Raw genomic sequence first — 25,521 nt, 5'->3', positions numbered from 1 at the left:
TTTTAATTTGCAACTGGTGCCAGATTGGGAAGTAATGTGATCGAACGCCTCAACACTTCCTTGCCCTTTGATCTGATCGAAACATAGTAATTACCGGGCTCCAGAATTTCGGGAGGATAAATCTGAAATGTGGCCCGCATATTTTCACGCGCCGCGATCTGCCCGGTTCGCTGTACGATGCGACCGGTTTCTTCACAAAAATGGCAATCAATCCAGATATCTTCATGAGGGGGATTGAGCGCACACTGGACGAGAATCATTTCACCTGCTTTGAATTCCTGTTTGCGGTTAATGATCCAGCCGCCTGCCATCTGTGTACCGACATCAACAGCAAGAAACTTGTCTTTCACCCGCATGACCTGTTCCGGCCCCATCATTTCTGCGACCAGTTCTGGATCCACTTCGTGCAAGGCCAGCTTACCTTCTGCCCGTCTCAGTCCATACAGGTCCTGTTGATGTTCAACATAGATGCTGAGAACTAACACAGCTGCGATACTGGTCATCCAGGCTGCTGGAGATTGCCAGACTGACAGCGATTGTGGCCGCAGGCGTTCTCTGAATTTACCGAGTTCTGTGGCAAACTGATAAAACCAGCCTCCCTTGCGAGACAGCCGACGAACGCGGGCAGAGATCCACTGGACATCCTCGGAATTGAGGAAACAGAAATAAATGGATATGGAGACCATGGGAAAAATATAAAGTCCCAGCGAAAATGTGGTGCCAATATGAAATGCGGTTCCCATTGCTATTCCAATTATTCGGCCCCATTTACGCCAGACGACGAATACGAAGGCAATTTCCCAGATCATGGCAATATATGACATCACCGATAATAAAATCGGATACAGTGTCATAAATTCTCCTATCGGGTGAGGATTATTATACCGCGACATTGCCCAGTAGCTGATCTGATCGCCTTCCAGGTATCCGGGCGTATGCATTTTTGTGATCGCGGCTCCGAAGTAAACGAGACAGATCAGTATCTGCATCAATCTTTGTGGCCAGATCTCGTACCGAGGTAATTCGTATCTCGTGTACTGAGGCCACGACTGTCTCTGTTTTCTGCCTTTTAACCAGCTGTCGACAGACCAGATAGCGCCACAGTGAGAAAGAGACAGCAGAAACATAGCATGCGTTGCAATGACGGAGTACTTCGTCGCCATGCTGATGCAGTCCATGAAACAGAAATAAGTATAAAGGATCGTCGAAGCAATCAGCGAAAACCGCGTCATCCAGCCAATACTGCTGCAGAACAGGAAAAAACCGAGTGCAGCAAACAGACCAACGACAACCGTCCCTGGTAATATTGGCAGAAAGTCATAGTACTGAAAAATGTCGGCCAGAGGCGCTGGGGCTCCATCGGCCGAGAATAACTCTCGCGAATAGGGCCAGCGGGTACAGACTGTTCCCAGCAGGATCATGGGGAGCAGCATTCGCACAATCGCCAGTCCGTAGGGAACTTCTTTGGCAAAAAAGAAATTCTGGAAGCGATCACGAAGAGAATTATTTGAGTTTGAAATCACTTCTGGGGCATCCATGCTTGAAATCCTGTTTGATGTAGCGACTCGATACGGAAGGGACTCTCGAAAATTCGACCTAATTACCTACTGGCGAGGCGAGGTGAACGGGAAGATTCGGGTCATGTTGTGAGGGAGCAGTGGCCTCTACCTGACTGCCAATCGTTGCTGCGAAAAATGGACGACCACGATTCATTTCTGCTATCAGGCGTGGGTTATCATTGAGTTGCAGACTCGCCTGGCGTGTCAACCAGGGAACATACGACTGTGCCACGATTCCTTCGGGGGTAATCACCCTGCGCAGACGATAATAGTTCTGGAAATCTTTGGGTTCCTCATATCGCTGATCCCAGACCATGTCCGGCAGATTATATTTTTTACACCATGTTTCCTCGATACAGAGAATTCTCAGCATAGGTTCATGCTCTGTTTTATCGAGCGTATTCATCGCCATGCGAACCCAGGCATCTCCCGTGGTATCGTAGTGGCGTCTACCCAGCTTTCCGTAGGGATAAAAATCACCCCAGGGGCCGGGAGATAATTCATAATACTTACCACTGATACCTTCACCGATGATATGCGTACGGACAGAATAGGCAGACCAGCCACAGAACATATCCCAGACAATATAATACATGCCGGGATGACTGCCGGTTCGATAAGTAAAGGTATGACAAAGGATACCAAATAACAATATGCCAACATAACTGGCGATGGTCAGATAGCTGAGTCCACGTTTAATAAATCGCATCAGTTTAGCCTTCCCTGGCCTGACAATGTGATCAATGTTTCAGATTTTTACATGCTGAAAAGGAGGATTAGATGATTCCAGAGTTCAGATTGCGCTTCTGAAAACTACATCCTCATTTCATGGGTGAGCAATATCGTAAATATTTCAATTCACGTCAATAGCAACCTCTTTGTCCGATTTAGGCTGAAGGCCTGGTTCGAATTTTCAGGGACCTGATGCCGCATATTGCTGAATTGCAGTGAAAATTCCATCCCAATGGTAGTCTTTGGCTTCTACGTCAATCTGCAACCCTGCTTCCTGAGCGGCTTGACTTGTTACGGGACTGATACTGGCCAGTCTGATCGATTTTCCCAGTTGCGCACGCGCCGCATCTGTTAAGAGCCGCTCGAAATTTCGCGCAATCGAAGGACTGCTCAATCCCACCCAGTCAACTTCACCTGACTCCAGCAGTTTCAGGCTCTCTTCATTCCAGGCTGAGACATCATGATTTTCATAAACCACTATTTTATCGACAGTCGCGGAGACTTCTGCCAGTTCAGTGATCAATACTTCTCTTCCCCGGTTAGCTCCTGCCCAGAGCAGTTTTTGTCCTGTGGCCAGTGGTTTAAGCGATTCAGCAAGAGCTTCTGCCCGATATTGAGGAGGCACCAGATCCGCCCGTATTCGATATGCCAGAAGTGCTTCCGCCGTAGAGGGGCCAATTGTCGCTATTTTTAAATGAGAAAGCTGTCGGGAATCCAATCCCAGCTCCCAGAGACGATCCATGAAATACCGCACACCATTGGCACTGGTGAAGACCAGCCAATCATAGTCCTTCAGGCGCGAGATTGCCTGATCAACGGGGGCCCAGTCTGCAGGCTGGCTGATTTCAATTGTGGGTAACAACACCGGCTGTGCGCCCAGTCGGATTGCCTGCTGAATTTCGGATTCGGACTGATCTTCGGACCGGGTAATTCCAATTCGCAGCCCGAACAGAGGTTTCTGTTCGAACCAGGCAATCTGATCCCGTAATGTCACACACTCACCTATCACAATCAGCGACGGCGCTACCAGTCCGGCGTTCTGGACAGACTCGGGCAAACCTTTCAGTGTAGATTGAACCGTTTTTTGAAAAGGAGTTGTGCCGCGGCTAATAGCGGCGGCGGGAGTATCACCTGATTTGCCTGCCTCAATTAAGGAACTCACGATATGTTTGAGGTTATGCAGCCCCATATAAAATACCAAAGTACCGGGGAAGCGGCTTAGTGCTTCGTAATCCAGCGAAGAATCGGGTTTCGTGGGATCTTCATGTCCGGTGATCAAGGCAACCGCTGATGCGTGGGCACGATGCGTGACTGAGATGCCCGCATAGCCGGCGGCGGCTGTCGCAGCGGTGATGCCGGGCACAATTTCGAAGTCGATTCCAGCCTCACGCAGTGCCGCCGCTTCCTCACTGCCTCGACCAAAGATAAAAGGGTCTCCCCCTTTGAGTCGTACTACCGTTTTACCTTCTCGGGCAGCAGCAATTAAACGCTCATTAATTTCATCCTGTTTAAGCACACGACGGTTTTGGCAACCCTCGGCGACCCGACAGGTACGCTCCACTTCAGAAGAAACATGTTCCAAAAGAAGTGGATTGACAAGCCCGTCATACAGTATCAGATCTGCCTGCTTAAGACATTCGATGCCTTTAATGGTTATCAGACCGGGATCCCCGGGACCTGCACCAACTAAATAGACTTTCCCCCCCGCCATCAGATTTATATCACTCCACAACAATTAATCGCTTTAAGATAGATGTAAAGCGACATTATAGCAGAGTTTTCAAGGATGGCGAGCAGCAGTGCCAGGTTCAGGCTCTGGAAGATGCCACATTCAAACAGAGCATCGCTTAATCTGCTATACCCGGTTCAAATGGCCTGGGAGATGTTCAAGTAATACTGGCCACAGCCTAGAAATCGTACCAGGTACCAAAACCGACAAACTGCTCCGAGTTGTTAAAGAACGCATATTGCATGGTTTTTCCATCGAGGTATTGCAGGCCGATTCGGAACAGATGGTTGTTTCGATCACCACGCCACTGCCAGCCAACCATGATATTCACATTGCCGCCCCAGTTAACTTCTTCGCGTAAATAACCGTTTATGGCCCAGAAGGGAGCCCCAAAAATCCCGGAATGTTCTACTGGACTGAACTCAGCACCGAACTGGAGTTCCCAAGGTTGCGCACCGCCGTCTGTATTAAATGCATAGCCAATTTCAGCGTAGAGTCGTAAATCCGGATCAGGAAAGTAACCACCGCCTAAGACAAACGCATCACGTACATAATTGATTCGCTGAAACCCGGGATTCCGTTCGACGTATTCATCCCCGGCGTGGGCACTGGTATGATAATACGCAAACTTCGCCTGGTAAGCGCCTCGTCTCCAGGTTAAAGGAACGCCTACGCGGAAATCGGTGGCATCGAGGTCCATTTCTTCTTCCATATTCAAGCGAGGCGGGCCAGCTCCTTCGACATCTAACTGCCAGCCTTCCAGGACATTATCATTCAGCGAGCCGTATCTTAAAATACCAACACGGGCACCTGCTTCCAGTTCCATCTGCCAGCCAATATCTTTTTCATGCAGGATGGCCAATGCCATTCGAGACTCTTTAGGCCCTGCCAGATAAGACTTGTAGAGCAAATCAGTAGGCAAGACCGTCCACCCCCAACAGCTTTCGGCGCATAACTGTTCGATGGAGTCCGAATACATATCCTCTGGCTCAGTCATGGCATCGAACTCTGGGTACGAGTCAAATGCAGGTTGACCAGAATTAACACGCTGAATCTGGTCTGGCAGCAGATCAGATTCCAGCCTGGCCTGGGAATACAGGGGAGGCAGGTTGCGACTGATCTCCTGCTGGCCGCTGACCGTTCTTATGGATTCGGTCTGATGTAAAGGAAGTCCCAGTTGAATCGGATTCTGTTGTCGATTTTCATATTGATTCTCCAGGTATCGTTGCGCCTGGCTTGGTCCCTGAGTTGCATTTGCATGGGGAGACGGAGCCATAAATGGCTGTGAACTGGCAAACTGTTGTGCTTCCAGATTGGCACAGACAGCGCTCACCAGCACTCCCCACAGGAAATGTTGAACGGATAATGGAAGATATAACCTCACCTGCGAGGCTCCTTATTGCGAACCGCAGCAGTAAGTTGCTGTGACTGGAATGGTAATTGAGAGAGAGGAGTAGAAAAGTTGAACGTTGAGAGAGGTGCTTTACCAAATGGTAAATGAGAAATGCGGGGGAAGTATAGCGACATTCCCATCAGGCGAAAAGGGGAATTCTCAATGAAGTGAGTGTTCTGAAACGACCTCAAACAAATCGCACAATACGACCCAAGACCAGGTTCTCAAATCACTTATAAACGGTGGCTGTTAATATTATGTGCTAAGGTATGCAAAGAACTCAGGAAGAAATCTCACAATTTATCAGGAAAGACACCGATTATTATTTGATATGTAGAGTATTGTTTCCATTGAGCTGAAGAGTCTGTCCCTGTGCCAGATGCTTGACGACAACCCCCTGATCGGAAAAGAAACGAATCTGTACCGGATAATTAAAATCATGTGACTCATTGGGGCGTAACCGGTACGGACCATTCCAGGGCATGGAAGGGCCTTTCATTTCATACAATACTGGTGTCTTAGCCTGATTGATGATCAGAGCCGGGCTTAACTGGGTTCCTTCCAGCAACGTAAAGTAACTGGTATTATGTACTGGATTTCGCTCTACAAACCAGTAGTTGCGCACTTCGTTCTTCCAGGCTGCTTCTGCAGCTTCATCTGCTTCTTTCAGTTGATCAAAGCGCTTGTACTCTTCCAGAATCAACTCGGCGATTTTAGCAGATTCCGATTTGGGGTACTTGCGAATGACTTCTTTGGCAACCCGCTTCTGTTGAGACAAAACCAGTTTCTCAACTCCCTTAAGCAACTCTTGTGCATCTGCTTCCTGTTGTTGAGGTGTCAGTTCCTGCTGATCGTCGCCCGTACGAAAAGGATCATTCTGTGCTGACGCCGTGAGTGTCATGGCACTAAAATAGATTACTAACCCCAGTACGAAAGTTCTGGAAGCAATACGATTAGCAGAGAAAAAACTGGTTATTTTGTTCATTGTTTATACTTTCAGATTCAGCAAAAATGACCACAGAGTCCTTACCCAAAGTTTACACGCCAAATGAGTCCGGCGCTGTTTTCTCTCTGAAATCATATTTATTTTTCCATTAGATTTTTGCAGGAATCGGGATTTTTTCTTTAAACAACCGCTTGAGAAGGTTCTCTACAAGCTCTTTATTCCAGACAGTTTACCATTCAAATTCAGTTTACTTGATCAGAATGACCGGCTGGAGAAGACTTCTCAACGGAAATCAAATAAAATACAGTTCGACAGCAGGAATGATATTAACCACAGTGATTTACCATCGATTGATTCGCGTAGAAAGTATTTCAACTAATGGCAAGTAATCCCCGTCCCCATTACGGGCGAGTCTGGATCACCTTCCTCCGTAATTCATTGATTCGTGAAATGACGTTCCGCGGCAATCTCATTATTACCGTTGTCACGCGCGGGTTTTGGTTCGCGGCTCAGTTAATTTTATTTGACATCATCTATCGGAATGTCAATTCAATAAATGACTGGACTCGTGAAGAGTACTTTGCCTTTATGGCGACAGGCATGTTGATCAATGCTTTCGTGGAAACGTTCTTTATGCCGAACTGTGCCAATTTCAGCGAATTGATTCGAAATGGAAATCTGGACTTTGTCCTGTTAAAACCCATCGATACTCAGTTCCTGGTTTCCTTCGAGAAAGTGAATCTGGCGATGTTGAACCAGGTGCTGCTTGCGGGAGCGCTTCTGTTTTACTCCCTGTCGAAAACCGTTCATCTGGAATCTGGCTTCCAGCTCATGCAGGATCTAGCGTACTCAGGACGGTGGCTGCTGATTCTCAGTTCCTGCTGCCAGGGGGCCGGGCAGATCTTAATGTACTGCCTGTTGCTGATGGTGGGAGTCGCTTTTTTTTACAGCCTGATGATTGCCCTTGCCAGCAGCAGTATCTGGTTCGGCCGCAATCAGGGTCTTTATGATTTCTGGTTTTATATTACGGTTTTTGCACGTTATCCACGGAGTATCTACAGCGGCTCCCCTACTGGTGAAATTTTGCGGTTTGCATTCTCTTATATCATTCCGATTCTACTCGTGGTAACAGTACCTGCGCGCCAACTGCTATCCAAAACACTGGAACCATCCTGGATCACGCTGGTCTCAGTTTCTATCACGCTACTGATGTTATTTCTTTCACGTTATATATTCAAACGGTCATTAAACAGCTATCGCAGCGCAAGCAGCTGATGTCCTTCCAGCCTGGGAGTCCTGTCCTGAGAACAGAGGTCTGTTGAGTTAAATATGAACATCGTCATTATGGGTGCAGGAACAGTGGGCACATTTGTTGCCGACACTCTCTGTGCCGCACAACACAACGTCACAATTATTGATAAATCCAGAGCTGCACTGGAACTGATTGAAGAACGGGTCGACGTGCAGACCATCTGTGGCTCCGCCTGTGATTCTGCCATTCTATTTCAGGCAGGAGTACTGGGAGCTGACATCTGTCTGGCGGTTACCAGCCAGGATGAAGTCAACATGGTGGGAGCCAGTCTGGCCAAAGCGATGGGGGCACGACGCTGTGTGGCCCGTGTATTCAACCATGCCTATCTGAATCTGAGCACGTTCGATTACCAGCGTCATTTCAATATCGACCGACTGCTGAGCCTTGAATATTTAACAGCCTTGGAACTGGCTAAAGCAATCGGGGAGCCCGGCATGTTCGCCGTCGAAAACTTTGCCCGGGGAGAAGTAGTGATTCAGGTTCTGGATGTGCAACCCGGTGTGAAAGCCGATGGCATTGAGCTGAAGAATCTCAAACTGCCCAGCGGAGTTCGCGTCGGACTGATTTCCGATGGTAAAAACACATCCATTGCAGGTGCTGATAATATTATCCAGGCAGGCCAGATCGTCACACTGATTGGAACACAGGAAAATATCGATCAGGTTCACCGCATGTTCCAGCATAAACGTGCCTTGAAATTTCGGGTTATTATAGCCGGCGGTGGAAATATCGGCTTCAATCTCGCACGCATTCTGCAGAAGAAAGAATATTCCGTAACCATTCTCGAAGCAGACCCACAACGCTGCGACTTTCTCTCTCGCCATCTCGCCTCGACCACGGTACTTCACGCCGATGCGACCCGTCGTACGGAAATGGAAGAAGCGCGTGTGGGGAAAGCAGACGTATTTATCGCCGCAACAGGTCGGGATGAAGACAATATCGTGTGTGGCGTCGAAGCCAAAGAACTCGGTGCAGACCGCATTATGAGTATCGTCAGGCGTCCGGACTATGCCAACGTGCTGGAAAAACTGGGGATCGACGTCGCCGTCAGTCCCCGGGAAGTGATTACGCGTCAGATCATGGGTATGGTTCAGTCAGGTCCCATCATCAGTCACTCTGAAATCGGGGGAGGTAATTCTGCGATTCTGGAATTGGAAGTCAGAAAAAACTCGCCTATCACACAGGCCCGACTCAAAGATCTCAAACTGAAACAGGCACTGATCGCAGCAGTGGTCAAAGAAGATTGTGTTAAGGTCCCCGGCGCTGATGATCAGATCCAGGCGGGTGACACTGTTATATTGCTGTGTGAACAGGATAATCTGAATGAAATCATGCCTCTGTTCAAACCGGTCAAGCCGCAAAGCTGATACAACCAGACCTGCGGTGGAAATCCACAATTGTTTTTCTCAGTCCTTCGCGCGCTGTTCCCTCACAGGATCTATACTTGACCTGCAGGGTATACATTGATTCCGATCACATTCCGCCTGATTTAAAAACAGGTATGGGGTCACCAGACAGCAGGAATAATTTATGACTGACCGGAGAAAATCCACTAATAGACGTTCAGGGGAAGAGAGACGACTGCATGAGAGACTGCAGGCAGGCCCTGAGATCCGTCTGCTGCGATCGGGAGAAAACGGCCACGAAAGAGAACCCCTCAACGCAGTTTTATATGATGTCTCACTTGACGGAATTCGCATTCTGCTGGACTTACCGCTTTCGATCGGTGAAGCACTGTTGATCCAGGTTCATCACTCAGCCGAACATCTTTTTAATTCAACCGTTAAAGTCATGTGGCAGGAACTGACAGTACTCGGTCAGTATACCACGGGCTGTGAAATGTGTGTCTGCCTGACACCGAAACAGTTGAGAACTTTGAAGTCCTATCTGGATCGGAATCCCGGTCCCGTGGCAAGGGCTCACCATCAACTACCATAAGGCAGAGCTGTCGTTTCAGCCGACTGTGTAACCACCGTCAACGACAATTTCCTGGCCGAAAATATTTCCAGCGGCATCCGAAGCGAGAAAGACAGCGACCTCGGCTATCTCTTCAGGTTGACTGAATTTTCCTGGAATTAATCGTGAAGTCACACTCTCAGCCACTGCGTTGAGTTGTATCGGATCGAGTCCGACCTGGTCCCACAAGGGAGTTGCCACTGGCCCCGGGGCAATCGAATTGACTCGGATTCCACGAGTTCCCAGTTCAACTGATAGCGTCTGTGCTAATGACTTTACAGCCGCTTTTGACGCGGAATAAGCAGCCAGGCCTGGAAACCCGACCTGTGTCAAAAAGCTGGTAATAAAGATTATTGCAGCCTTATCGTTGAGAACCGGCAGAAACGTACGAACGGTCTGCAGGGCACCATGAAAATTGACATCAAATGTTTCGTTAATCGCCTCCCGCGATGAATTCTCAATGGAGATCACGCGAGCCAGTCCCGCATTGGGAACCAGAATATCAACCCGCCCAAATCGTCGTTCGGTTGCAGAAGACAGCCGGTTCAGATCCGAAGCGCTGGTCACATCACCATCCACAACCAGCGTGCGCGCGGGGTAGCGTGATTCCAGTTCTTCCAGTAGTTCCACTCGTCGGGCAAAGGCTACGACCTTAGCCCCTTCGTTCAGATAGTATTCAGCGATGGAATAACCGATTCCGCTGCTCGCCCCTGTGACGACAGCAACTTTGTTAAACAAACGGTCCGACATGGAAATCCCCTGCACTGTAGCTGTAGTTTCCAGATTGATATAAAAGGTCAGCGGTCAGCTATATCAGTTCCGAAACAACGCTGCAAGTGTTGGTAAACCTGGGTCAGCACCCGGTCGTTTCCAATAGTTCAATCGAAAATAGAGAAAGAACGAAGAGATGCAATCGAGAGCGTACGACATGATACTCTCGCGTCTCTCGATGTATTACACTCGGTCCAAACAGGCCTGAAGACGCTACAGTAAAACGGGAGACCGTTTAGTGAATCAGAATGAACTCATTTGAATTCAGATAAGCCCAGTAGATATCCTGATAACTTTGCTGAATGGCAGTTTGGGGAGGGACATTTTGACTCGTTAAATATCTGGTTCGTTCTTTCACCAGACGTTTTAACTCCGTCAGTTCTTTCGATGAGGGATAACGGGTCAATGCGGCCAGACTCAATTTTTTAATCCTGTTATCCGGGTTGCGTTCTTTCAGCACCGATGCGAGTATGCTTCCTTCCTGCTTCACATCCAGGCTGTTCTGCACCAGCGAACCATTCATCATGGTTAAAGCCTGGGTGATTGTCCCGTCGAAGGTGGTTGTCTCATCATTCTCTTCATTTTCGTGTGTGTAAACAAACTGCTGCAACCACTGATCCCGCTTTTGCATCTTATTCCAGGCATTAGAATAGTCCGTCACGACCAGCGCAGGATTAGCCGTCACCTGCAGCGAGTCATAGAGCTGCTCTGCCGTCATTTGCTTGACATACATGCGACTGAAATTGGGCGTGCTGCCATCTTCGGGGTTATCAGATTCATTATCGGCGATGAACTGACTGCTCAGGCGATAAGCGTCCGACAGGCAAATCCACTCAATCAGCTGTTTGATATCATAGCCACTGTCTACAAACTGCCGCGCCAGTTCATTTAACAGCTCAGGATGAGTTGGTGAATTATGATAGCCCATATCATCAACGGGACGGGTAAAACCATAACCAAAGAAGTGTGCCCACATGCGGTTCACCATCGCACGAGCCAACTGCTGATCATCCCCCGAGGTCATCAGTTTTGCCAGCTCCTGCCTGCGGTTGACATCGGGAGCGTCAGAAACTTTTACACCGGCATATTTGGGGTAAGCAGGCTGCATCAGCCCCTGGCGTGTCTCATAAAAAGTGGTCCCCCCATTAGGAAGCGAAACCAGGGTCAGTTGAGATTCCTGTTTTCCCCCAGCTTTGGCCGGCATTTTTTTACGAACCACTTTTGTCTGCTTGAAGAAACTGTTGATTTCCCAGAACTGGCTCTGAGTGGCATCGTTAAAGGGGTGGTTATGACATTGCGTACATTGAATCTGTGTTCCCAGAAACAGACGTGTGGTGATCGCGGTTGCCGGGACTGCTTCGTTATTTAAATGAGCCAGCAGAAAATTGGTCGCCCCATTGGTGTCAGCGTCCCCTTCTGCGGAAACCAGATCAAAAACGATATCACTCCAGGGACGATTGTCGGCAAAACTCTGAACCAGGAAATCCTGCAGGGCGCGTCGATTGATATCGCGTGTTGTCGTGCGGCCGATTAACAGGCGTGTCCAGATGGTCGACCAGTTCGTTACGTAACTCGGATTAGCTGTCAATTTCTGGACCAGCTTCTGATGCTTATCGGCTTGAGTCGATTTCAAAAACTGTTCTGCTTCCGCAGTCGTGGGAATGCGACCGATGACATCCAGATAGACGCGTCTGATCCATTCTTCGTCCGTCGCAAAAGGAGAAGGCTCGATATTCGCTGCCTTCCACCCATCCTGAATGCGATGATTGATATACATCACAATGGCGTCATCCGAGGCCGATGCAGGCAGTACCGGCGCGGGGGGCAGCTGTTCCGGCTTTACGGCAACCAGTGGCTGATTCCCTGCCGATTTCAGACGATCGCTTTGCTGAGCCTGCAACATGGGATGCTGCGAGGCTTCGATCTTAAGGGAGCGGGTGGAATTTTTCTGTGTAGCCTGTCGCGCATCCACTACATTACCAGAAGTTACTGATTCCCTCTGATCAGCCGGATCCGCTACCTCGACCGATTGATGTGGCTGTCGAAACCAGGCAGCCCCAAAGAGCACAATTAATCCCAGTGCACACGCGGTTGTCAGTCCGGGTACCAGATACTTTCTGCGCCCAGGGGATACAGAGGGGGAAGTTACTGTCAACTCAGTTTCCGAAACGGGACTCGCTTCGGGAATCGCTTCTTCTGCCCCTTGCGCCTGATCCCAGTGGAGTGTGCCATGCAGGTGAGAATAGTTCAAATAGAACTGCATTGCCTCGGGGTCAGACAATACAATTTCTTCGAGGCGCGTCTGCTCCGCAGGCGTAAGACTTTCTTCGCACAATGCTTCCATCAGCAGGGACAGCTCAGCTAATTGGACTTCTCTCTTACTCATGACTATAAGACTCGGAAGCGATATAACGGTTAATACATTCAAATAAAGTACGTCTGACACGTCCCAGTGACTGATACACGGAATTGGCCGGACGCCCCAGATCGTCGGCCAGGTCTTTCCCCTGGTTGTCTCCCTGGTAACGCCTTTGAATCAACTCACGATCTTTCTTTCGCAATTTACCGAGGCAGTGGGTTAATGCTGTCCGTCGTAATTCAAAGACATCCTGATTTTCACGGACTGCTTCGGCGACCTGGGAGACGAATTCATCACTAAACTGATGCTTATCTCTCCCCTTTTTTTTCCGGAATTTCAGGATCTCATAATGTGCAATCTGACACGCCCAGGCAAAAAAATTGGTTCCCACTTCAAACTGCTGCGCTTTTTTCCAGATAATCAGATTCGTATTCTGCAAGATCTCTTCGGCCTCTGATGGATAGGGGACCATCGAGAGAACATACAGATAAATCCGTCGCTGGTACTTCGTAAACAAGGCAATAAATTCACGGCCCTGTTCCGAAGCCGTTTCCGGAAACACAGGTTGATCAGTCGAACTTGTCAATGTTGTTCCAATTCATTACTTCAATGCAGATTGAGTTAACCTGTCTGCAGCCGAGAGTAAAACAGCGGAAGCCCCGGTTTGAGCATCCGCTGTTTTCTGGCTCCAAAAATTGTCTTTCGTTTACGGTCGAATCAATTAACCAATCAGTTCTTTAATGGGAGTTCCACCGTTGGCCAGCTTCATGGGACGACCGCGTTTTGAAGTATGCACGATGTCCAGAGGAATCCCCAGGGAGTGAGCAACGGTTGCCCAGAGGTCACCCGGCAGGTAGCTCTTCCCTTCGATTCCAATTCCATCGGCATCGGTTTTACCAACAGCCTGACCGTTCTTCAGTCCGCCACCACCCACCATGGCAGTCCAGCTGGCAGCCCAGTGGTCACGGCCCACGTTCTGGTTGATTCGTGGTGTGCGGCCGAATTCACCCATACAGACAATCGTGACATCGTCGAGCATCGCACGCTGTTTCAAGTCTTGAACCAGAGCAGCAATACCCATGTCCAACTGGGGCAGGTTCTGATCTTTCAGGGAATTGAATACGCCCTGATGCAAATCCCAGCTTCCGACAGAAGCAGAGACTTCCACAAAGGGGACTCCCACTTCTACCAGACGACGTGCCAGCAGCAACCCTTGTCCGAAGTTACCGGTTCCATAGGCATCTTTTAAAGCAGCAGGCTCCTGATCGACCTTGAATGCTTCCATCTGCTTGGATGTCATCAGATTGACAGCCTTCTTGTAGATGTCTTTATGGGAGTTGGCAGATTCACCTCGTTTGGAATTGATGAAACCAGATTCCAGCACCTGCAGCATATCGAGACGTTGTCCCAGTCGCTGCTGTTCTGCCATATTGATTTCAGCATTCTGAATCGTTCCATCACTGGAAACGACAAACGGGGAATGGGACATACCCAGAAATCCCGCACTTCCGCGGCTGCCGCCGATCGAAATGAAAGAGGGGATATCCAGTTCTTTGCGGCGAGCGCCCAGTTCATAACTGACAACCGAACCAAATGTGGGATGCACAACGGTGGGGTTAGGCACGTATGCCGAGTGCATATAATAAGTACCACGGGCGTGGTCCGCTTCACGAGTACTCATGGAGCGAATCAGCGAGAGGTTGTCCATCACCTGTGCCGTCTTAGGCATATGTTCTGAAATCTGCATGTCACCCTTGGTGCTGATGGGCTTGAACTCACCACCATTTTTTGAACCGGGCTTCAGGTCCCAGATATCAATCGTAGGAGGTCCACCGGCCATCCAGATCAGGATGCAGGCTTTCTGCTGCTTTTTCACCTGGCTGGCATTCGCTTCCAGATGAGACAGAAAGTGCATCGTTGGGATCGCAGTCGCAGCTCCGGCGACATGCTGCATAAAGTGACGACGCGTCATTCCGTAAGGGTTCAGGATAGTCATGGTTAAGGCCTCTTTTGGTTGATTTTGTGATAAAGGTTGTGTTTAAGCTTAATCTATGTCAACGACAGATTTAATGATTGAATACAAACTCGTTGGAGTTCAACAGAGCCCAGTACAGGTCCTGATAAGCAGCCAGTTTATTGGGTGTCCCGGAAATCAGACGCTGTGCGCTGTTGATTTCCCGACGATCAGGATAACGGCTGAGTGTGGAAAGGAACATTTTACGGATCTTGACCTGGTCGTTTCCTTTCTCAGTTAACAGTTGATTTAAATAACTCCCACGATCTGCACTGATCGCGTTTTTGGTCAAATCACCATTCATCATCATCAGTGCCTGGGGAATCGTTCCATTGAACGTCGTTGAGTCATCACCGGAATCATTATCAAAGGCCACCATAAACTGGCCCATCCACTGACGCCGCTGTTCTTCAGCCCGCTCCCAGTTTGACTGCCCGGATTTATGAGCACCCGTCGCCACGATCAGCGAATCATAAAGCTGCTCAGCTGTCATATTCTTGATATACATATGCGAGAAGAGAGGGGTTTCTCCTCGCTCAGGACTGTCAATTTCGTTATTGCGACTGAACTGACTGGTCAGATTGTAAGCTTCCGAGTTACAGATCCAGCGTGCCAGCTGTTTAAGGTCATAGTCTTTCTTAACGAACTCTTCAGCCATCTTATTTAACAGTTCAGGATGTGAGGCGGGATTGTGGGGCCCCATATCATCCACGGGTCGGGTGAAGCCATATCCCATAAAATAGCCCCACATCCGGTTGACAATCGCTGTCGCAATCAGAGGTTTCTCCCCCTGCACGATCAGCCTGGAAAATTCTTTTCGACGTTCGACGCCACTTTGAGGATCGACTTTTTGATCTTCAAAGATCGGGTAGGCAACCTGCATCAGACCAGAACGTTTTTCGTAGTAGACAGGTCCGTTAAATCCCGTCGCTACGATTTCGGAATAATCATCAATCTGTCGACCGGTTTTAGGATCCGTCTTGCGATGGTTTACAGGACGCATCTGACGGAAGAAACTGTTGTATTCCCAGAACTGATTCTGCTTCCAGTCATTGAACGGGTGGTTATGGCACTGGGTACATTGCACCTGAATCCCGAGAAACAGGCGTGTCGTGGCAGCTGTCACCTGCACGGCTTCATCATTATTCTGCATCTGTGCCAGCAGATAGTTCACAGCACCGTTTTCTTCAAAGTGCCCTTCTGCAGTCACCAGATCCTGAACGATTTCATCCCAGGGTCGGTTCTTTGCAAAAGCCTCCCGCAGAAACTTTTGCATTCCATTGCGACTCACCCGTCGAGGAGTACGGCGACCAATGAGCAGGTTTGTCCACACATTCGTAAAGTTCTGTACGTATGCGGGATCTTCCAGCAGTTTATCGATCATCTTGGATCGCTTGGCAGGATCACGATCTTTACTGAATTGCTCTACCATTTCTGCGGAAGGAATTTGACCGATCAAATCAAGATGAACTCGACGCAACCATTCTTCATCAGAGGCAACCGCAGAGGGTTCTACTTCGTTATCTTCCCATCCCTGACGAATGCGTCCATTGATATAGTCAATAAAGGGATCGAATGCGCCTGTAGAAAATGCCTTGGTTCTGCTTTCCGGAGGAGCGGCATCCGCCATGGATACCCCGCTGCCGGCACAGATCAACATGGTAAAAACAACACTGAGTTGTTTAGAAAAACGACGCATTATCTTGTTCTCCACTATATTAAAAATGATAGAACGAACAGTCTGTCAGGCCTCATAATACAATTCAGACCATCAGGACAAATTGCGAAATAAAGACTGCTTCGCTACTGTATTAACCGACTCTAGAGCGAAAACATTCGCAAGTCTCTGAGCAATATCTCTATTTTATTGGAATCAGCTGACTATAGGATACCCGATTTCAAAGATTTTCCAATGATAATATCAACGATTCCGTATGTATCCGCCCGAATTCCTGTAATCGTTCAATCGGTGTAACCACCTGAATTTGTTCAACTTATAGATAAACCTGTATTGTATATTCGGAATATCCGTTAAATCACTCCTCGCAGATTTGATCCGCTCACAAAAAATATACAGAATTACACACTTTTCTCTCTACCCAACCCCTGAAAATAGAAAAGAAGTTGATGCAGAATCAATATCAGTTTGAGAATCAGATTGTGGTTATCACCGGGGCCGGCAATGGCATCGGCCGTGCCACGGCAATTATGATGGCTGAAGCAGGCGCCCATGTCTTCGCGGGCGACTTGAACCACCTGCCTGAGAATCAGGAAACATTCTCACGGCTGGGTATCACGGCAGTGAAATGTGATGTGCGTCAGGAATCAGACGTTCAGAAATTAATCGAACAGGCCGTCCAGCAACATGGCCGAATCGATATCCTGGTTAATAACGCAGGCATTGGAATGGTTAAACCGATTCATCAGGTCACGGAAGCAGAGTGGGACGCCTGTATAGACACAAATCTGAAAGGGACTTTTCTCGGGTGCAAACATGCGATCCGCAACATGCTTGCTACCGGAGGAGGCACCATCGTCAACACTGCCAGTAACGCCGGTCTCCTGCCCCGCGCCCATGACCCGGTTTATTCGATCAGCAAACATGCGGTAGTCGCTTTAACGGAAAGCCTGGGACTCTGCCACGGTAAAGACAACATTCGCATCAACTGTGTCTGCCCGGGACCAGTGGGAGAAACCGGGATGATGAATGCGGATATCGCCAGCGCCACAGATCCGGAGGGATTGACTCAATCCATGATTCGTGCCAGTCCCATCGCTGCTGCCAATAAGCGCATGATCAGTCCCCGGGAAGTGGCTTCCGCGATCTGCTATCTCGCCAGCAAAGATGCTGTAATGGTAACGGGAACCGCCATCCGCATTGATGGCGGAAAGTCGCTGGGCGTCCCCCCGCAGGGAAACTGATTGACGACTCGTCCATCAATCCTGAATATCCTGTTATCAATGTCAGACGCACGCCAACGAACATACAGCCCAATTCAGGAAATGATACAGGCCAGATCTGAGCCTGATAAGACATTACCCTACATAACAGGAAGGGGCGTACTCTTTTAAATGGGCCACCTGCTCGTTTGAAAGTGGACTCTGCAATTTGCAGTCGATGCGCCAGAACTCCTGATCCAGAGCCGTCGAACGCACCACGGCAGCGGCAACATTCAGTGTAAAGTTGAGACTTGTATCTTCGATCGTCAACTGCAACTCATCTCGCAGCTGAAAGGCGGAACGGGAAGCAAAGGAGATCCCATTCTGGCTGACGTTTATGGCATAACCCTTTTGAGCAGGATGAGAACCTGTGGCGAGAGGTCGATGATCATCTTTACTGAGAGCCAGAACAATGGCATCACTGGTGTGTCGGGGGTAGGCACGTCGATCAAATGCTCCGGCCTGCACACCAGATTGATCGATCGACTCAGTTTCATTTGTTGAGTTCTGACCTGAGTTTGTGGCTGATCGAACCTTATTCAGCACGGAATTCCAGGTACACCCCGATACTGATCTACGAACCCTCAAGGAGTGCCCAGATCGTTGTCGGCACTTTTTAAAGGAAATGGAATGAGTTTCAGTAGAAATGCCAGGCGCCTTCCGGGTTTGTTGAGAAATCTCTTCTGCTGCCCGTGTATCAAGTACCATATTCATATAATCAAGCCTGTCGTCAGGAAATCGATGTATTCATAAACACAGTCTCCCGAGTCAGGAAACTGCAAAAACCACTGTTCAAAGCTATGTCAGAAATGAATGGCTGTCAAAAAGATACTTCAAAATCAGGCTTTCACGACGACGATTGGCTTAAGATCGTTTCTGCAACTCTGTCTGTCTTGGATAACTTAACCACCCTCAGAAGCCATAAACTGCTGTAATATATAAGCTTACTTCATTTTCACTGAAATCGTGGAAAATTCGCGTGATTTCAGGATGGACAGCCGCGCCACTAGCTTGAGAAACGGGTATCGGGCAATTATACTGCCACGTTTCCAATGACTCTTAAGAATCGAATGAAGTTTAGTCGATTCGATCATCGATAGAGGTTTCTGTATTAAACCGGTTTGACCTCCGCCAGAAAATTTGAGAACCTGATCTGCCAGCAAAAGTTCTTGATCACCGGTTAACCTGATTACAGCCTCTTCCAGACAGGTAGCGAGATTATACAGGCATGCGTTTTTCGCTCGTCGATCAAATATTAGAAATGGAGAAAGGGAAGTCGATTACGGCTGTCAAAAACCTTTCTCTCTCAGAAGAATATCTTCAGGACCATTTTCCGGGCTTCGCCGTGATGCCGGGAGTATTAATGGTGGAATCGATCGTACAGGCCGGCGCCTGGCTGATGCGGTATACTAACGACTTTCAATACAGCACCATTCTGCTGAAGCAGACCAAAGCCATTCGGTTTAACAGTTTCGTCACACCTGGTAAACAGCTGCGTGTCTCCCTGAGTATTCAGAAATGGGAAGACAATCTGTGCACGCTGAAAGCATCCAGCCAGGTGGAAGGTGAAGCAGCCGTCAGTGGTCGGATCGTCCTGGAACAGTTTAACCTGGGTGAAAAGAACGCATCGATGGCTGAAACTGATGCGGCACGCATTCAGGATCTGCAGACACAGTTTCGACAGCTCTGGAATCCCGACAGGCAAACCGATTCCTGAACAAGGCCGGTCTGCATGAGTAAAAAGACTTACACAGTAATTACGAACTTAAAATAGAAATCTAGATTGGATACAGGAATGAAACTGGAAGGAAGAGTAGCGTTGGTAACCGGTGGCAGCCGCGGTATTGGAAAAGCCGTTGTGCAAGCACTGGCCCGTGAAGGGGCGAAGGTTGCCTTTGTGTATCGTTCCAGTGCGGAAGCTGCAGAACAGATTGTGAAAGAACTCGCAGAGGAAAACTGCGAAGCATTTGCCATTCAGGCAGATGTCGCCAGTAAAGCGGAAGCAGATGCCGTCGTCGAGCAGGTCATGGAAAAGTGGGAAAAAATTGACATTCTGGTCAACAACGCCGGTATTATCCGGGATGGTCTGCTGGCAACCATGTCCGCCGAAGACTGGCAGGCCGTCATCGACACCAACCTGACCAGTGTTTTCAACTTCTGCCAGGCAGTCACGCGTCCGATGATGTCAAAACGCTATGGCCGGATTATTAACATGTCGAGTGTCGCAGCTCACTTCGGGAACTCAGGCCAGACCAATTATGCAGCCAGTAAAGGGGGAATCATTGGCTTCACGCGTTGCCTGGCAACCGAACTGGCCAAACGCGGCGTGACCGTGAATGCCGTTGCCCCCGGATTTATTGAAACGGACATGACCGTCGATGTGCGGAATGCTGCCGGCGATCAGATCAAAAAACATATCCCTTCGCGTCGTCTGGGGCTTCCTGAAGATATTTCGAATGCAGTATTATTCTTTGCCACGGAAGAATCTTCCTATGTCACAGGCCAGACACTGGCTGTGGACGGCGGCTTAACATTAGGTGGAATTTAAGTATGTTAAATTCGAAGCGACTTGTCGTCGTTTTGAAAAATACATTTTATGTAAAGTGTGATCGGTAGACTTTGAATTGGGTCAATTCTACTTACCGTATCACGAGAACTGTCAGAACTATTCTTCTCGCCGAATAGTTTTAAATCAGGCTGGGTCGGCGGGACTTATCGGCCATCAGGTCGAAACCAAGGAGTAATGAAATGCCTACTAGAGATGAAATCTTCGATTCCGTTCGTGAGACACTGGTTGATGCGCTCGGACTGGATGATGATGAAGTAGTGCCAGAAGCCACCCTCATGGGTGACCTGGGTGCTGAATCGATCGACTTCCTTGATATCGCGTTCCGTCTGGAAAAAGCGTTCGATATCAAAATTCCCCGTGGTGAACTGTTTCCGGAAAATATCGCTTCCTCCGATTCAGGTTTTGTCAAAGACGGTGTATTCACAGAAGCTGGTATCGCAGAACTTCGCACCAAGATGCCACATGCCGACATCGATTCCTTCGCAGACGACCCTAAAGTCGAAAACATGCAGGATCTGTTTACGGTTGACATGCTGGTTAACTTCCTCGAAGCACGACTGGCTTAATCGACAGATTCGCTGAACCAGACAGAGAGAAACAACAGCTGACACAGCTCATCAACGTGAGCTGTGCAGCTTTGTTCCTGCCTGGCTTCTGATCTGCGCCGCCAGTTTACTCGCTTGAGTTCACTGGGGATTCAAATTACGAACGAAAAGGTGTTTCAAAATGCGATGGTTCTGGATTGATCGCTTTATTGAATTTGAAAGCGGTTCTTACGCCAAAAGTGTGAAAAACGTGACACTGGCAGAAGAGCATCTGCACGACCACTTCCCCGGTTTTCCTGTCATGCCTGGTTCCCTGATGATAGAGGGACTGGCACAGACCGGCGGCATACTGCTGGGAGAGATCAACGATTTTGAACACATCGTCATTCTGGCCAAAGTCCCCCAGATGACTTTTCACAGCTGGGCCTGCCCGGGTGACCAGCTGATTTACACGGCGAAAATCACCAATTCCGGCGAAGAAGGAGGCGCTGTCGATGTGACAGCGATGGTCGGGGACCGCCTGGTCGCAGAGGGAAGTATCATATTTGTCCACCTCGATCAGAGTGATTCGGAATTTGGAGCCATCGACCAGAAAAACTTCGTCTTTTCGATGAATCTGCTGGGAATTCTGGATGTTGGTAAAGCCGGAACCGGCGAAGATCAGGGATGAGACAGCGATTTTTGAAAGCTTGCTATAGATGCCTTGATTCAAATTGAACTACAATAATAATTCAGGTATTCAAAAAACGCAGACTTAAACTGGCGGCAAATCACATTTGAACAGTTCTTCTGGCTCTGAGATTTGTCTGCTGTTACAAAATCAATTTTATAACAAGAGTTCGAAGCTATGAACCGCCGCGTTGTGATCACTGGAATTGGCGCTATTACTCCCCTGGGAAAAACCGTGGAAGATACCTGGAAAGCACTTCAGGAATCCAAATGTGGTATTTCCAATATCACGCATTTCGATGCTTCGAATTTTCCGACTCGTTTTGCTGCCGAAGTCCACGACTTCCATCTGGAAGACTATGTCGACAATCTGGATCGCTTTGAGCATTCAGGCCGCAATATCCGTTATGCCATCGGTGCCGCTACCCAGGCAGTCAAAGACTCGGGGATTCTGGATGATGACTTTGATCCCGCCACCTTTGGTGTTTACCTGGGAGCCGGCGAAGGACAACAGGACTTCTATACATTCATGAAGATCATTGCCCAGGCTCAGAACGATGGGCAAGTAGATCTGGAAAAATTCACCAAGGTCGGGCTGGAGCAGCTCAACCCGCGCTTCGAACTGGAACAGGAACCCAACATGGCTGCCGGCCACCTGGCCAGCCTGTTCAATGCACAAGGCCCAAACCTGAACTGTCTGACTGCCTGTGCCGCTTCCAGTCAGGCAATTGGCGAAGCATCAGAACTGATTCGTCGTGGTGATGTCGATATCATGCTCTCAGGTGGAGCACACAGCATGATTCATCCTTTCGGCGTTACAGGTTTCAGCCTGCTGACAGCCCTTTCAACCCACAACGAAAATCCGGCGAAATCATCGCGTCCCTTTGATCGTAATCGGGATGGATTTGTGCTCGGCGAAGGGGCAGGCATGATGATTCTGGAAGACCTGGAACGGGCGCAGAAACGTGGTGCGAAAATTTATGGCGAACTGGTTGGTTACGGATCCACTGCCGACGCTTACCGTGTGACCGACATTCACCCCGAGGGACGCGGCGCCATCAAGTGCATTAAGATGGCGATGAATCACGCGCAGATCAATCAGGATGAGATCCATTATATCAATGCCCACGGAACCAGTACCGCGGTTAACGATCGCGTGGAAACGAAAGCCATCAAAGGGGCACTGGGAGAAGCCGCCTATAAGACTCCTGTCTCCAGCATCAAAAGCATGATGGGACACCTGATTGCCGCAGCGGGTAGTGTCGAAGCCATCACCTGCCTGATGGCGATCCGTGATAATGTCATCCCGCCAACCATTAATTACGAAACGCCCGATCCTGATTGTGACCTGGATTATATTCCCAATGAAGCACGTCAGAAAAAAGTGACGACAACCCTGTCGAACAGCTTTGGATTTGGCGGACAGAACATTGCCTTGATTTTCTCGGAATTCAAAGACTGATGGTCTATCAATCCTGAAATGACGGGTGAACCATCTCAAGCGGGTACGCCAGAGAGTATGCCGAGCATACCGGACAATGTGTCATACCGGGCCTGAGAGTTATAAAGCTGCGCTCAGCTAAGTTGTTAAAGAGTCAATCCAGCAGGAAATGCACTGATATACTTCGTATCCAATGCGGATGATGGTACCACCGTTTCTTTAACTGACTTTGAGGACACTCAATCGATTTGAGTTTCCTCATCTCGTTTAAATTGGGGTTCCGGCAAATTCTGATTTTTTTGCCAAGATCAGCCCGGACCCGCGAAATTGATCAAGGCGCTCACAGCTGAACCGGGTAAACTACGCATGTGTAACCTCAAAGGAGATTTACGCAAGACGTCAGTATCGTCGATGATCCCGGATTCAAGAGTCTACAACCTTATCTGAATACAGAGCCTGCTTGTGAAGCAGTCAGGTTCTGTTACCACCAGGGAGACAGCAGTGAGTTGGTTGCTTTGGTGCGTTTTGATCGCAATCTCAGTTGAAATCATAGTCCAGTACTGCATCATGCGCGCCGCTTATCCAGTGTTGTTTGCGCCGATGCCTGATCGATTCAATCTGATTGGTACACTCGCACAACTTCCGGAAAACGACGCGCGTATTCAGATCAGAGATATCACGTTTCCCACAAAGGACGGTCTGACACTTCATGGTTTCATTGCAGCGCCGGCAGGAACTCCACCCAGGGGCGTGATACTCTTCTGCCATCCCTTTAAATCCACAGGACGAATCGCGCTCTTTCAATGTCGCGGACTGCTCGAAGCAGGTTTTGCGGTCTTTTCATTTGACTTCCGTAACCATGGCGAAAGCGATTCTGACCCCCGCTACCAGTCCATACACTGGCTCTCACAACATGAGCTCACTGATGCCCGAGCGGCCATCGACTTCCTGCGTACCCAACCCGAACTTTCTCCGTTGCCACTGGGGCTTCTGGGCATGAGCCGCGGAGCAGGAACGGTACTCGGTGTTGCTGCACAATCGCCTGAAATCCAGTTCGTAGCCTGTGAAGGCGCCTTCCTGAATGAAGAACTCTTTCTGGATCATGCGATTCGCTGGGGAGAACGTTTCCTGCCGCGATTGTTTATTCAAATCGTACCCACTTCAGAAGTAATCCGTGCCTTTCGAATCATGATCTGGTATTCACAACGCAGGCAGGGTTGTCGATACATCAATCTGAAATCGCGACTCAAAGCACTGAAGCAGCGAAACCTGCTGTTTTTCACTGGGGAAAAAGATCAGAGTGTTGTTCCCCGAATGACCGATTTGATCGTGAAACGGATCCGCAATGCTCACATTACCGTCTGCTCTTTACCAGGGGCGATTCACAATGCGGGGCGTTTTGCTCAACTGGAAAGATTTGACTCGGCAGCCCTCGACTTTTTTTCACAAATGGTAGAAACCAGTTCCCAGGTAGAAGAACATACATTTCCAGAGACTTTGAATGCTCCTGCCGACTTTCTCCCCAGTAAGCGGTCCGCCTGAGCCGATTCATCCCGGACTACAATTCGGCTGTAGAAAAAGTCTTTAGACTGTGCCCGTTTAAAAGTAGCGTCTCGAAGAGCATCTGGACCAAGCCTCTTAATTTAAGGGATGCAATGCTTTACTGTGATGCGTTCCAGACTGTGTTGCTCTGCCCCCCCTGCCCCCCACTGGGATTGAGTTTTCTGCCTATTTGACAGCGATTTCAGGAAGAATCTACCGAATCATTACGGTTACTTACTGCTCTCCGATAATTTCCAACAGCCCTATCTAATAAATATAATTAGACTTATAGCCAGAATCATTTTTCTTCATGACAATGGTATCTGATTTGCTTAACCTGAAGTACATAAAACGCTATTTGCAGGATTCCCTTTTCGAACTAAGGTTATCATAAATGTCCGCTGTGGCGGCGACCTTCCGGATTATTTGGTGAGATGTCATATGGTTATTGCCAGATCACAGGCTCCTTATCAGCTCTTGATTGCCGATGATGATTCCGGGTTTCGCGCCGTGCTCAAGGAAGTGCTGGCCCCCTATTTCAGACTGTTTGAGGCTGAATCAGGAGAGGAAGCCGTTGAACTGGTCGAACAGATTTCCGTCGACATTGTGCTGCTCGACATGCATATGGACATTCTTACCGGCCTGGAAGCCATGCGTCTGATGAAACAGATCAACGCGATGCTTCCCTGTATTTTAATCACCGCCGATGCGACTGATGAATTGCGACAGGATGCGTCCGAAGCGAAGGCCTATGAAGTCCTGTCTAAGCCAGTCAAACGTCAGGAGTTAGTCACCACAGTCTCACACGCACTGGTTGACACCTACCATGACCCGGATGTGAAGTTCTGGCTGGGAAATTAGGACCCGTTCTGCTGTACGGGATGTCCCTGTCATCTGAAATATCAACCTTGTTACAGGGACTTTTTCCGCAGACTCCACTTTTCTTAAAGTGCGGAGTGAAGTACACTTCCAGACAAAATTGAAATTCTTAAAAAGCATCACTGCCACCTGCATCACTGGCCACATTGTGGAACAATAGACGTC

Annotated in this window: 22 protein-coding genes; 11 read left to right on the top strand and 11 right to left on the bottom strand. The window is 48.8% G+C overall.

Annotated features, from left to right (window positions below; genetic code table 11):
• Positions 1-2: 2 nt before the first annotated feature.
• The 5 genes from AACZ40_RS04595 to AACZ40_RS04575 form a co-directional block, all read right to left on the bottom strand.
• Positions 3-1,538 carry an HTTM domain-containing protein gene (locus AACZ40_RS04595; protein ID WP_291166938.1) on the bottom strand — a complete coding sequence of 512 codons (1,536 nt, stop codon included), beginning with the start codon at positions 1,536-1,538 and terminating at the stop codon, positions 3-5.
• A 58-nt stretch (positions 1,539-1,596) separates the two neighbouring features.
• Positions 1,597-2,268, bottom strand: coding sequence for a hypothetical protein (locus AACZ40_RS04590; protein WP_291166936.1), 672 nt, complete (start codon positions 2,266-2,268; stop codon positions 1,597-1,599).
• A gap of 204 nt (positions 2,269-2,472) precedes the next feature.
• Positions 2,473-4,002, bottom strand: coding sequence for a uroporphyrinogen-III C-methyltransferase (cobA, locus tag AACZ40_RS04585; RefSeq protein ID WP_291166934.1), 1,530 nt, complete (start codon positions 4,000-4,002; stop codon positions 2,473-2,475).
• A gap of 196 nt (positions 4,003-4,198) precedes the next feature.
• A complete protein-coding gene (locus AACZ40_RS04580; RefSeq protein ID WP_291166932.1) occupies positions 4,199-5,404 on the bottom strand; it encodes a DUF1207 domain-containing protein in 1,206 nt (401 codons plus the stop codon).
• A gap of 331 nt (positions 5,405-5,735) precedes the next feature.
• Positions 5,736-6,398 (bottom strand): hypothetical protein, encoded by a 663-nt coding sequence (locus tag AACZ40_RS04575; RefSeq protein WP_291166930.1) that lies wholly within the window; start codon positions 6,396-6,398, stop codon positions 5,736-5,738.
• 339 nt (positions 6,399-6,737) lie between these two features.
• Here AACZ40_RS04575 and AACZ40_RS04570 point away from each other — a divergent pair, with 339 nt between their 5' ends.
• The 3 genes from AACZ40_RS04570 to AACZ40_RS04560 all read left to right on the top strand — a co-directional run bounded on the left by AACZ40_RS04570 (position 6,738) and on the right by AACZ40_RS04560 (position 9,609).
• Complete coding sequence (locus AACZ40_RS04570; RefSeq protein ID WP_291166928.1) at positions 6,738-7,634, top strand: ABC-2 family transporter protein; 897 nt, start codon at positions 6,738-6,740, stop codon at positions 7,632-7,634.
• 54 nt (positions 7,635-7,688) lie between these two features.
• On the top strand, positions 7,689-9,038 hold the full coding sequence (gene trkA / locus AACZ40_RS04565) for a Trk system potassium transporter TrkA (RefSeq protein WP_291166926.1): 1,350 nt from the start codon (positions 7,689-7,691) through the stop codon (positions 9,036-9,038).
• 163 nt (positions 9,039-9,201) lie between these two features.
• A complete protein-coding gene (locus AACZ40_RS04560) occupies positions 9,202-9,609 on the top strand; it encodes a PilZ domain-containing protein (protein WP_291166924.1) in 408 nt (135 codons plus the stop codon).
• A 15-nt stretch (positions 9,610-9,624) separates the two neighbouring features.
• Here the strand turns inward: AACZ40_RS04560 and AACZ40_RS04555 are convergent, their stop codons facing one another.
• The 5 genes from AACZ40_RS04555 to AACZ40_RS04535 form a co-directional block, all read right to left on the bottom strand.
• Positions 9,625-10,377 (bottom strand): SDR family oxidoreductase, encoded by a 753-nt coding sequence (locus AACZ40_RS04555; RefSeq protein ID WP_291166921.1) that lies wholly within the window; start codon positions 10,375-10,377, stop codon positions 9,625-9,627.
• Positions 10,378-10,633: 256 nt separating this feature from the next.
• The gene (locus AACZ40_RS04550) at positions 10,634-12,784 is read right to left on the bottom strand and encodes a DUF1549 and DUF1553 domain-containing protein (protein WP_291166919.1); all 2,151 of its coding nucleotides are present in this window, start codon (positions 12,782-12,784) and stop codon (positions 10,634-10,636) included.
• A complete protein-coding gene (locus AACZ40_RS04545) occupies positions 12,777-13,343 on the bottom strand; it encodes a sigma-70 family RNA polymerase sigma factor (protein WP_291166917.1) in 567 nt (188 codons plus the stop codon). The genes AACZ40_RS04550 and AACZ40_RS04545 overlap by 8 nt, the downstream gene beginning before the upstream one ends.
• A gap of 135 nt (positions 13,344-13,478) precedes the next feature.
• The gene (locus AACZ40_RS04540) at positions 13,479-14,753 is read right to left on the bottom strand and encodes a DUF1501 domain-containing protein (protein ID WP_291166915.1); all 1,275 of its coding nucleotides are present in this window, start codon (positions 14,751-14,753) and stop codon (positions 13,479-13,481) included.
• 70 nt (positions 14,754-14,823) lie between these two features.
• Positions 14,824-16,470 carry a DUF1549 and DUF1553 domain-containing protein gene (locus AACZ40_RS04535; protein ID WP_291166913.1) on the bottom strand — a complete coding sequence of 549 codons (1,647 nt, stop codon included), beginning with the start codon at positions 16,468-16,470 and terminating at the stop codon, positions 14,824-14,826.
• Between the two features lie 428 nt (positions 16,471-16,898).
• Between AACZ40_RS04535 and AACZ40_RS04530 the strand changes: the two genes are divergently transcribed.
• Complete coding sequence (locus AACZ40_RS04530) at positions 16,899-17,693, top strand: SDR family oxidoreductase (RefSeq protein ID WP_291166911.1); 795 nt, start codon at positions 16,899-16,901, stop codon at positions 17,691-17,693.
• A gap of 114 nt (positions 17,694-17,807) precedes the next feature.
• Here AACZ40_RS04530 and AACZ40_RS04525 read toward each other — a convergent pair whose 3' ends face one another.
• Positions 17,808-18,257, bottom strand: coding sequence for a PilZ domain-containing protein (locus tag AACZ40_RS04525; protein WP_291166909.1), 450 nt, complete (start codon positions 18,255-18,257; stop codon positions 17,808-17,810).
• A 682-nt stretch (positions 18,258-18,939) separates the two neighbouring features.
• On the opposite strand from AACZ40_RS04525, the gene AACZ40_RS04520 reads away from it, so the two are divergent.
• The 7 genes from AACZ40_RS04520 to AACZ40_RS04490 all read left to right on the top strand — a co-directional run bounded on the left by AACZ40_RS04520 (position 18,940) and on the right by AACZ40_RS04490 (position 25,338).
• Positions 18,940-19,428: a 3-hydroxyacyl-ACP dehydratase FabZ family protein gene (locus AACZ40_RS04520; protein WP_291166907.1), complete on the top strand. Its 489-nt coding sequence runs from the start codon at positions 18,940-18,942 to the stop codon at positions 19,426-19,428.
• Between the two features lie 78 nt (positions 19,429-19,506).
• A complete protein-coding gene (gene fabG / locus AACZ40_RS04515; protein WP_291166905.1) occupies positions 19,507-20,259 on the top strand; it encodes a 3-oxoacyl-[acyl-carrier-protein] reductase in 753 nt (250 codons plus the stop codon).
• Positions 20,260-20,459: 200 nt separating this feature from the next.
• Positions 20,460-20,846 carry an acyl carrier protein gene (locus tag AACZ40_RS04510; RefSeq protein WP_291166904.1) on the top strand — a complete coding sequence of 129 codons (387 nt, stop codon included), beginning with the start codon at positions 20,460-20,462 and terminating at the stop codon, positions 20,844-20,846.
• A 160-nt stretch (positions 20,847-21,006) separates the two neighbouring features.
• Entirely contained in the window at positions 21,007-21,495 is a 489-nt protein-coding gene (locus AACZ40_RS04505; RefSeq protein ID WP_291166902.1) for a 3-hydroxyacyl-ACP dehydratase FabZ family protein, read from the top strand.
• A 177-nt stretch (positions 21,496-21,672) separates the two neighbouring features.
• Positions 21,673-22,956, top strand: a complete 1,284-nt coding sequence (gene fabF / locus AACZ40_RS04500; protein WP_291166900.1) for a beta-ketoacyl-ACP synthase II — start codon at positions 21,673-21,675, stop codon at positions 22,954-22,956.
• A 480-nt stretch (positions 22,957-23,436) separates the two neighbouring features.
• On the top strand, positions 23,437-24,477 hold the full coding sequence (locus AACZ40_RS04495; RefSeq protein WP_291166899.1) for an alpha/beta fold hydrolase: 1,041 nt from the start codon (positions 23,437-23,439) through the stop codon (positions 24,475-24,477).
• A gap of 441 nt (positions 24,478-24,918) precedes the next feature.
• Positions 24,919-25,338 carry a response regulator gene (locus AACZ40_RS04490; RefSeq protein ID WP_291166897.1) on the top strand — a complete coding sequence of 140 codons (420 nt, stop codon included), beginning with the start codon at positions 24,919-24,921 and terminating at the stop codon, positions 25,336-25,338.
• Positions 25,339-25,521: the final 183 nt, after the last annotated feature.

The organism is uncultured Gimesia sp. (genome assembly GCF_963972345.1).
Lineage (GTDB): Bacteria > Planctomycetota > Planctomycetia > Planctomycetales > Planctomycetaceae > Gimesia.
This window is presented reverse-complemented; position numbering and strand designations above follow the sequence as displayed.

Excerpts from the sequence above, each read along its gene's own strand:
- AACZ40_RS04560 (WP_291166924.1), top strand. The coding sequence starts at position 9,202 with ATGACTGACCGGAGAAAATCCACTAATAGACGTTCAGGGGAAGAGAGA.
- AACZ40_RS04530 (WP_291166911.1), top strand. The coding sequence starts at position 16,899 with ATGCAGAATCAATATCAGTTTGAGAATCAGATTGTGGTTATCACCGGG.
- fabF (WP_291166900.1), top strand. The coding sequence starts at position 21,673 with ATGAACCGCCGCGTTGTGATCACTGGAATTGGCGCTATTACTCCCCTG.
- AACZ40_RS04535 (WP_291166913.1), bottom strand. The coding sequence starts at position 16,470 with ATGCGTCGTTTTTCTAAACAACTCAGTGTTGTTTTTACCATGTTGATC.
- fabG (WP_291166905.1), top strand. The coding sequence starts at position 19,507 with ATGAAACTGGAAGGAAGAGTAGCGTTGGTAACCGGTGGCAGCCGCGGT.
- AACZ40_RS04550 (WP_291166919.1), bottom strand. The coding sequence starts at position 12,784 with ATGAGTAAGAGAGAAGTCCAATTAGCTGAGCTGTCCCTGCTGATGGAA.
- AACZ40_RS04595 (WP_291166938.1), bottom strand. The coding sequence starts at position 1,538 with ATGGATGCCCCAGAAGTGATTTCAAACTCAAATAATTCTCTTCGTGAT.
- AACZ40_RS04590 (WP_291166936.1), bottom strand. The coding sequence starts at position 2,268 with ATGCGATTTATTAAACGTGGACTCAGCTATCTGACCATCGCCAGTTAT.
- AACZ40_RS04570 (WP_291166928.1), top strand. The coding sequence starts at position 6,738 with ATGGCAAGTAATCCCCGTCCCCATTACGGGCGAGTCTGGATCACCTTC.
- AACZ40_RS04510 (WP_291166904.1), top strand. The coding sequence starts at position 20,460 with ATGCCTACTAGAGATGAAATCTTCGATTCCGTTCGTGAGACACTGGTT.
- AACZ40_RS04555 (WP_291166921.1), bottom strand. The coding sequence starts at position 10,377 with ATGTCGGACCGTTTGTTTAACAAAGTTGCTGTCGTCACAGGGGCGAGC.
- AACZ40_RS04520 (WP_291166907.1), top strand. The coding sequence starts at position 18,940 with ATGCGTTTTTCGCTCGTCGATCAAATATTAGAAATGGAGAAAGGGAAG.
- AACZ40_RS04540 (WP_291166915.1), bottom strand. The coding sequence starts at position 14,753 with ATGACTATCCTGAACCCTTACGGAATGACGCGTCGTCACTTTATGCAG.
- trkA (WP_291166926.1), top strand. The coding sequence starts at position 7,689 with ATGAACATCGTCATTATGGGTGCAGGAACAGTGGGCACATTTGTTGCC.
- AACZ40_RS04575 (WP_291166930.1), bottom strand. The coding sequence starts at position 6,398 with ATGAACAAAATAACCAGTTTTTTCTCTGCTAATCGTATTGCTTCCAGA.
- AACZ40_RS04490 (WP_291166897.1), top strand. The coding sequence starts at position 24,919 with ATGGTTATTGCCAGATCACAGGCTCCTTATCAGCTCTTGATTGCCGAT.
- cobA (WP_291166934.1), bottom strand. The coding sequence starts at position 4,002 with ATGGCGGGGGGGAAAGTCTATTTAGTTGGTGCAGGTCCCGGGGATCCC.
- AACZ40_RS04505 (WP_291166902.1), top strand. The coding sequence starts at position 21,007 with ATGCGATGGTTCTGGATTGATCGCTTTATTGAATTTGAAAGCGGTTCT.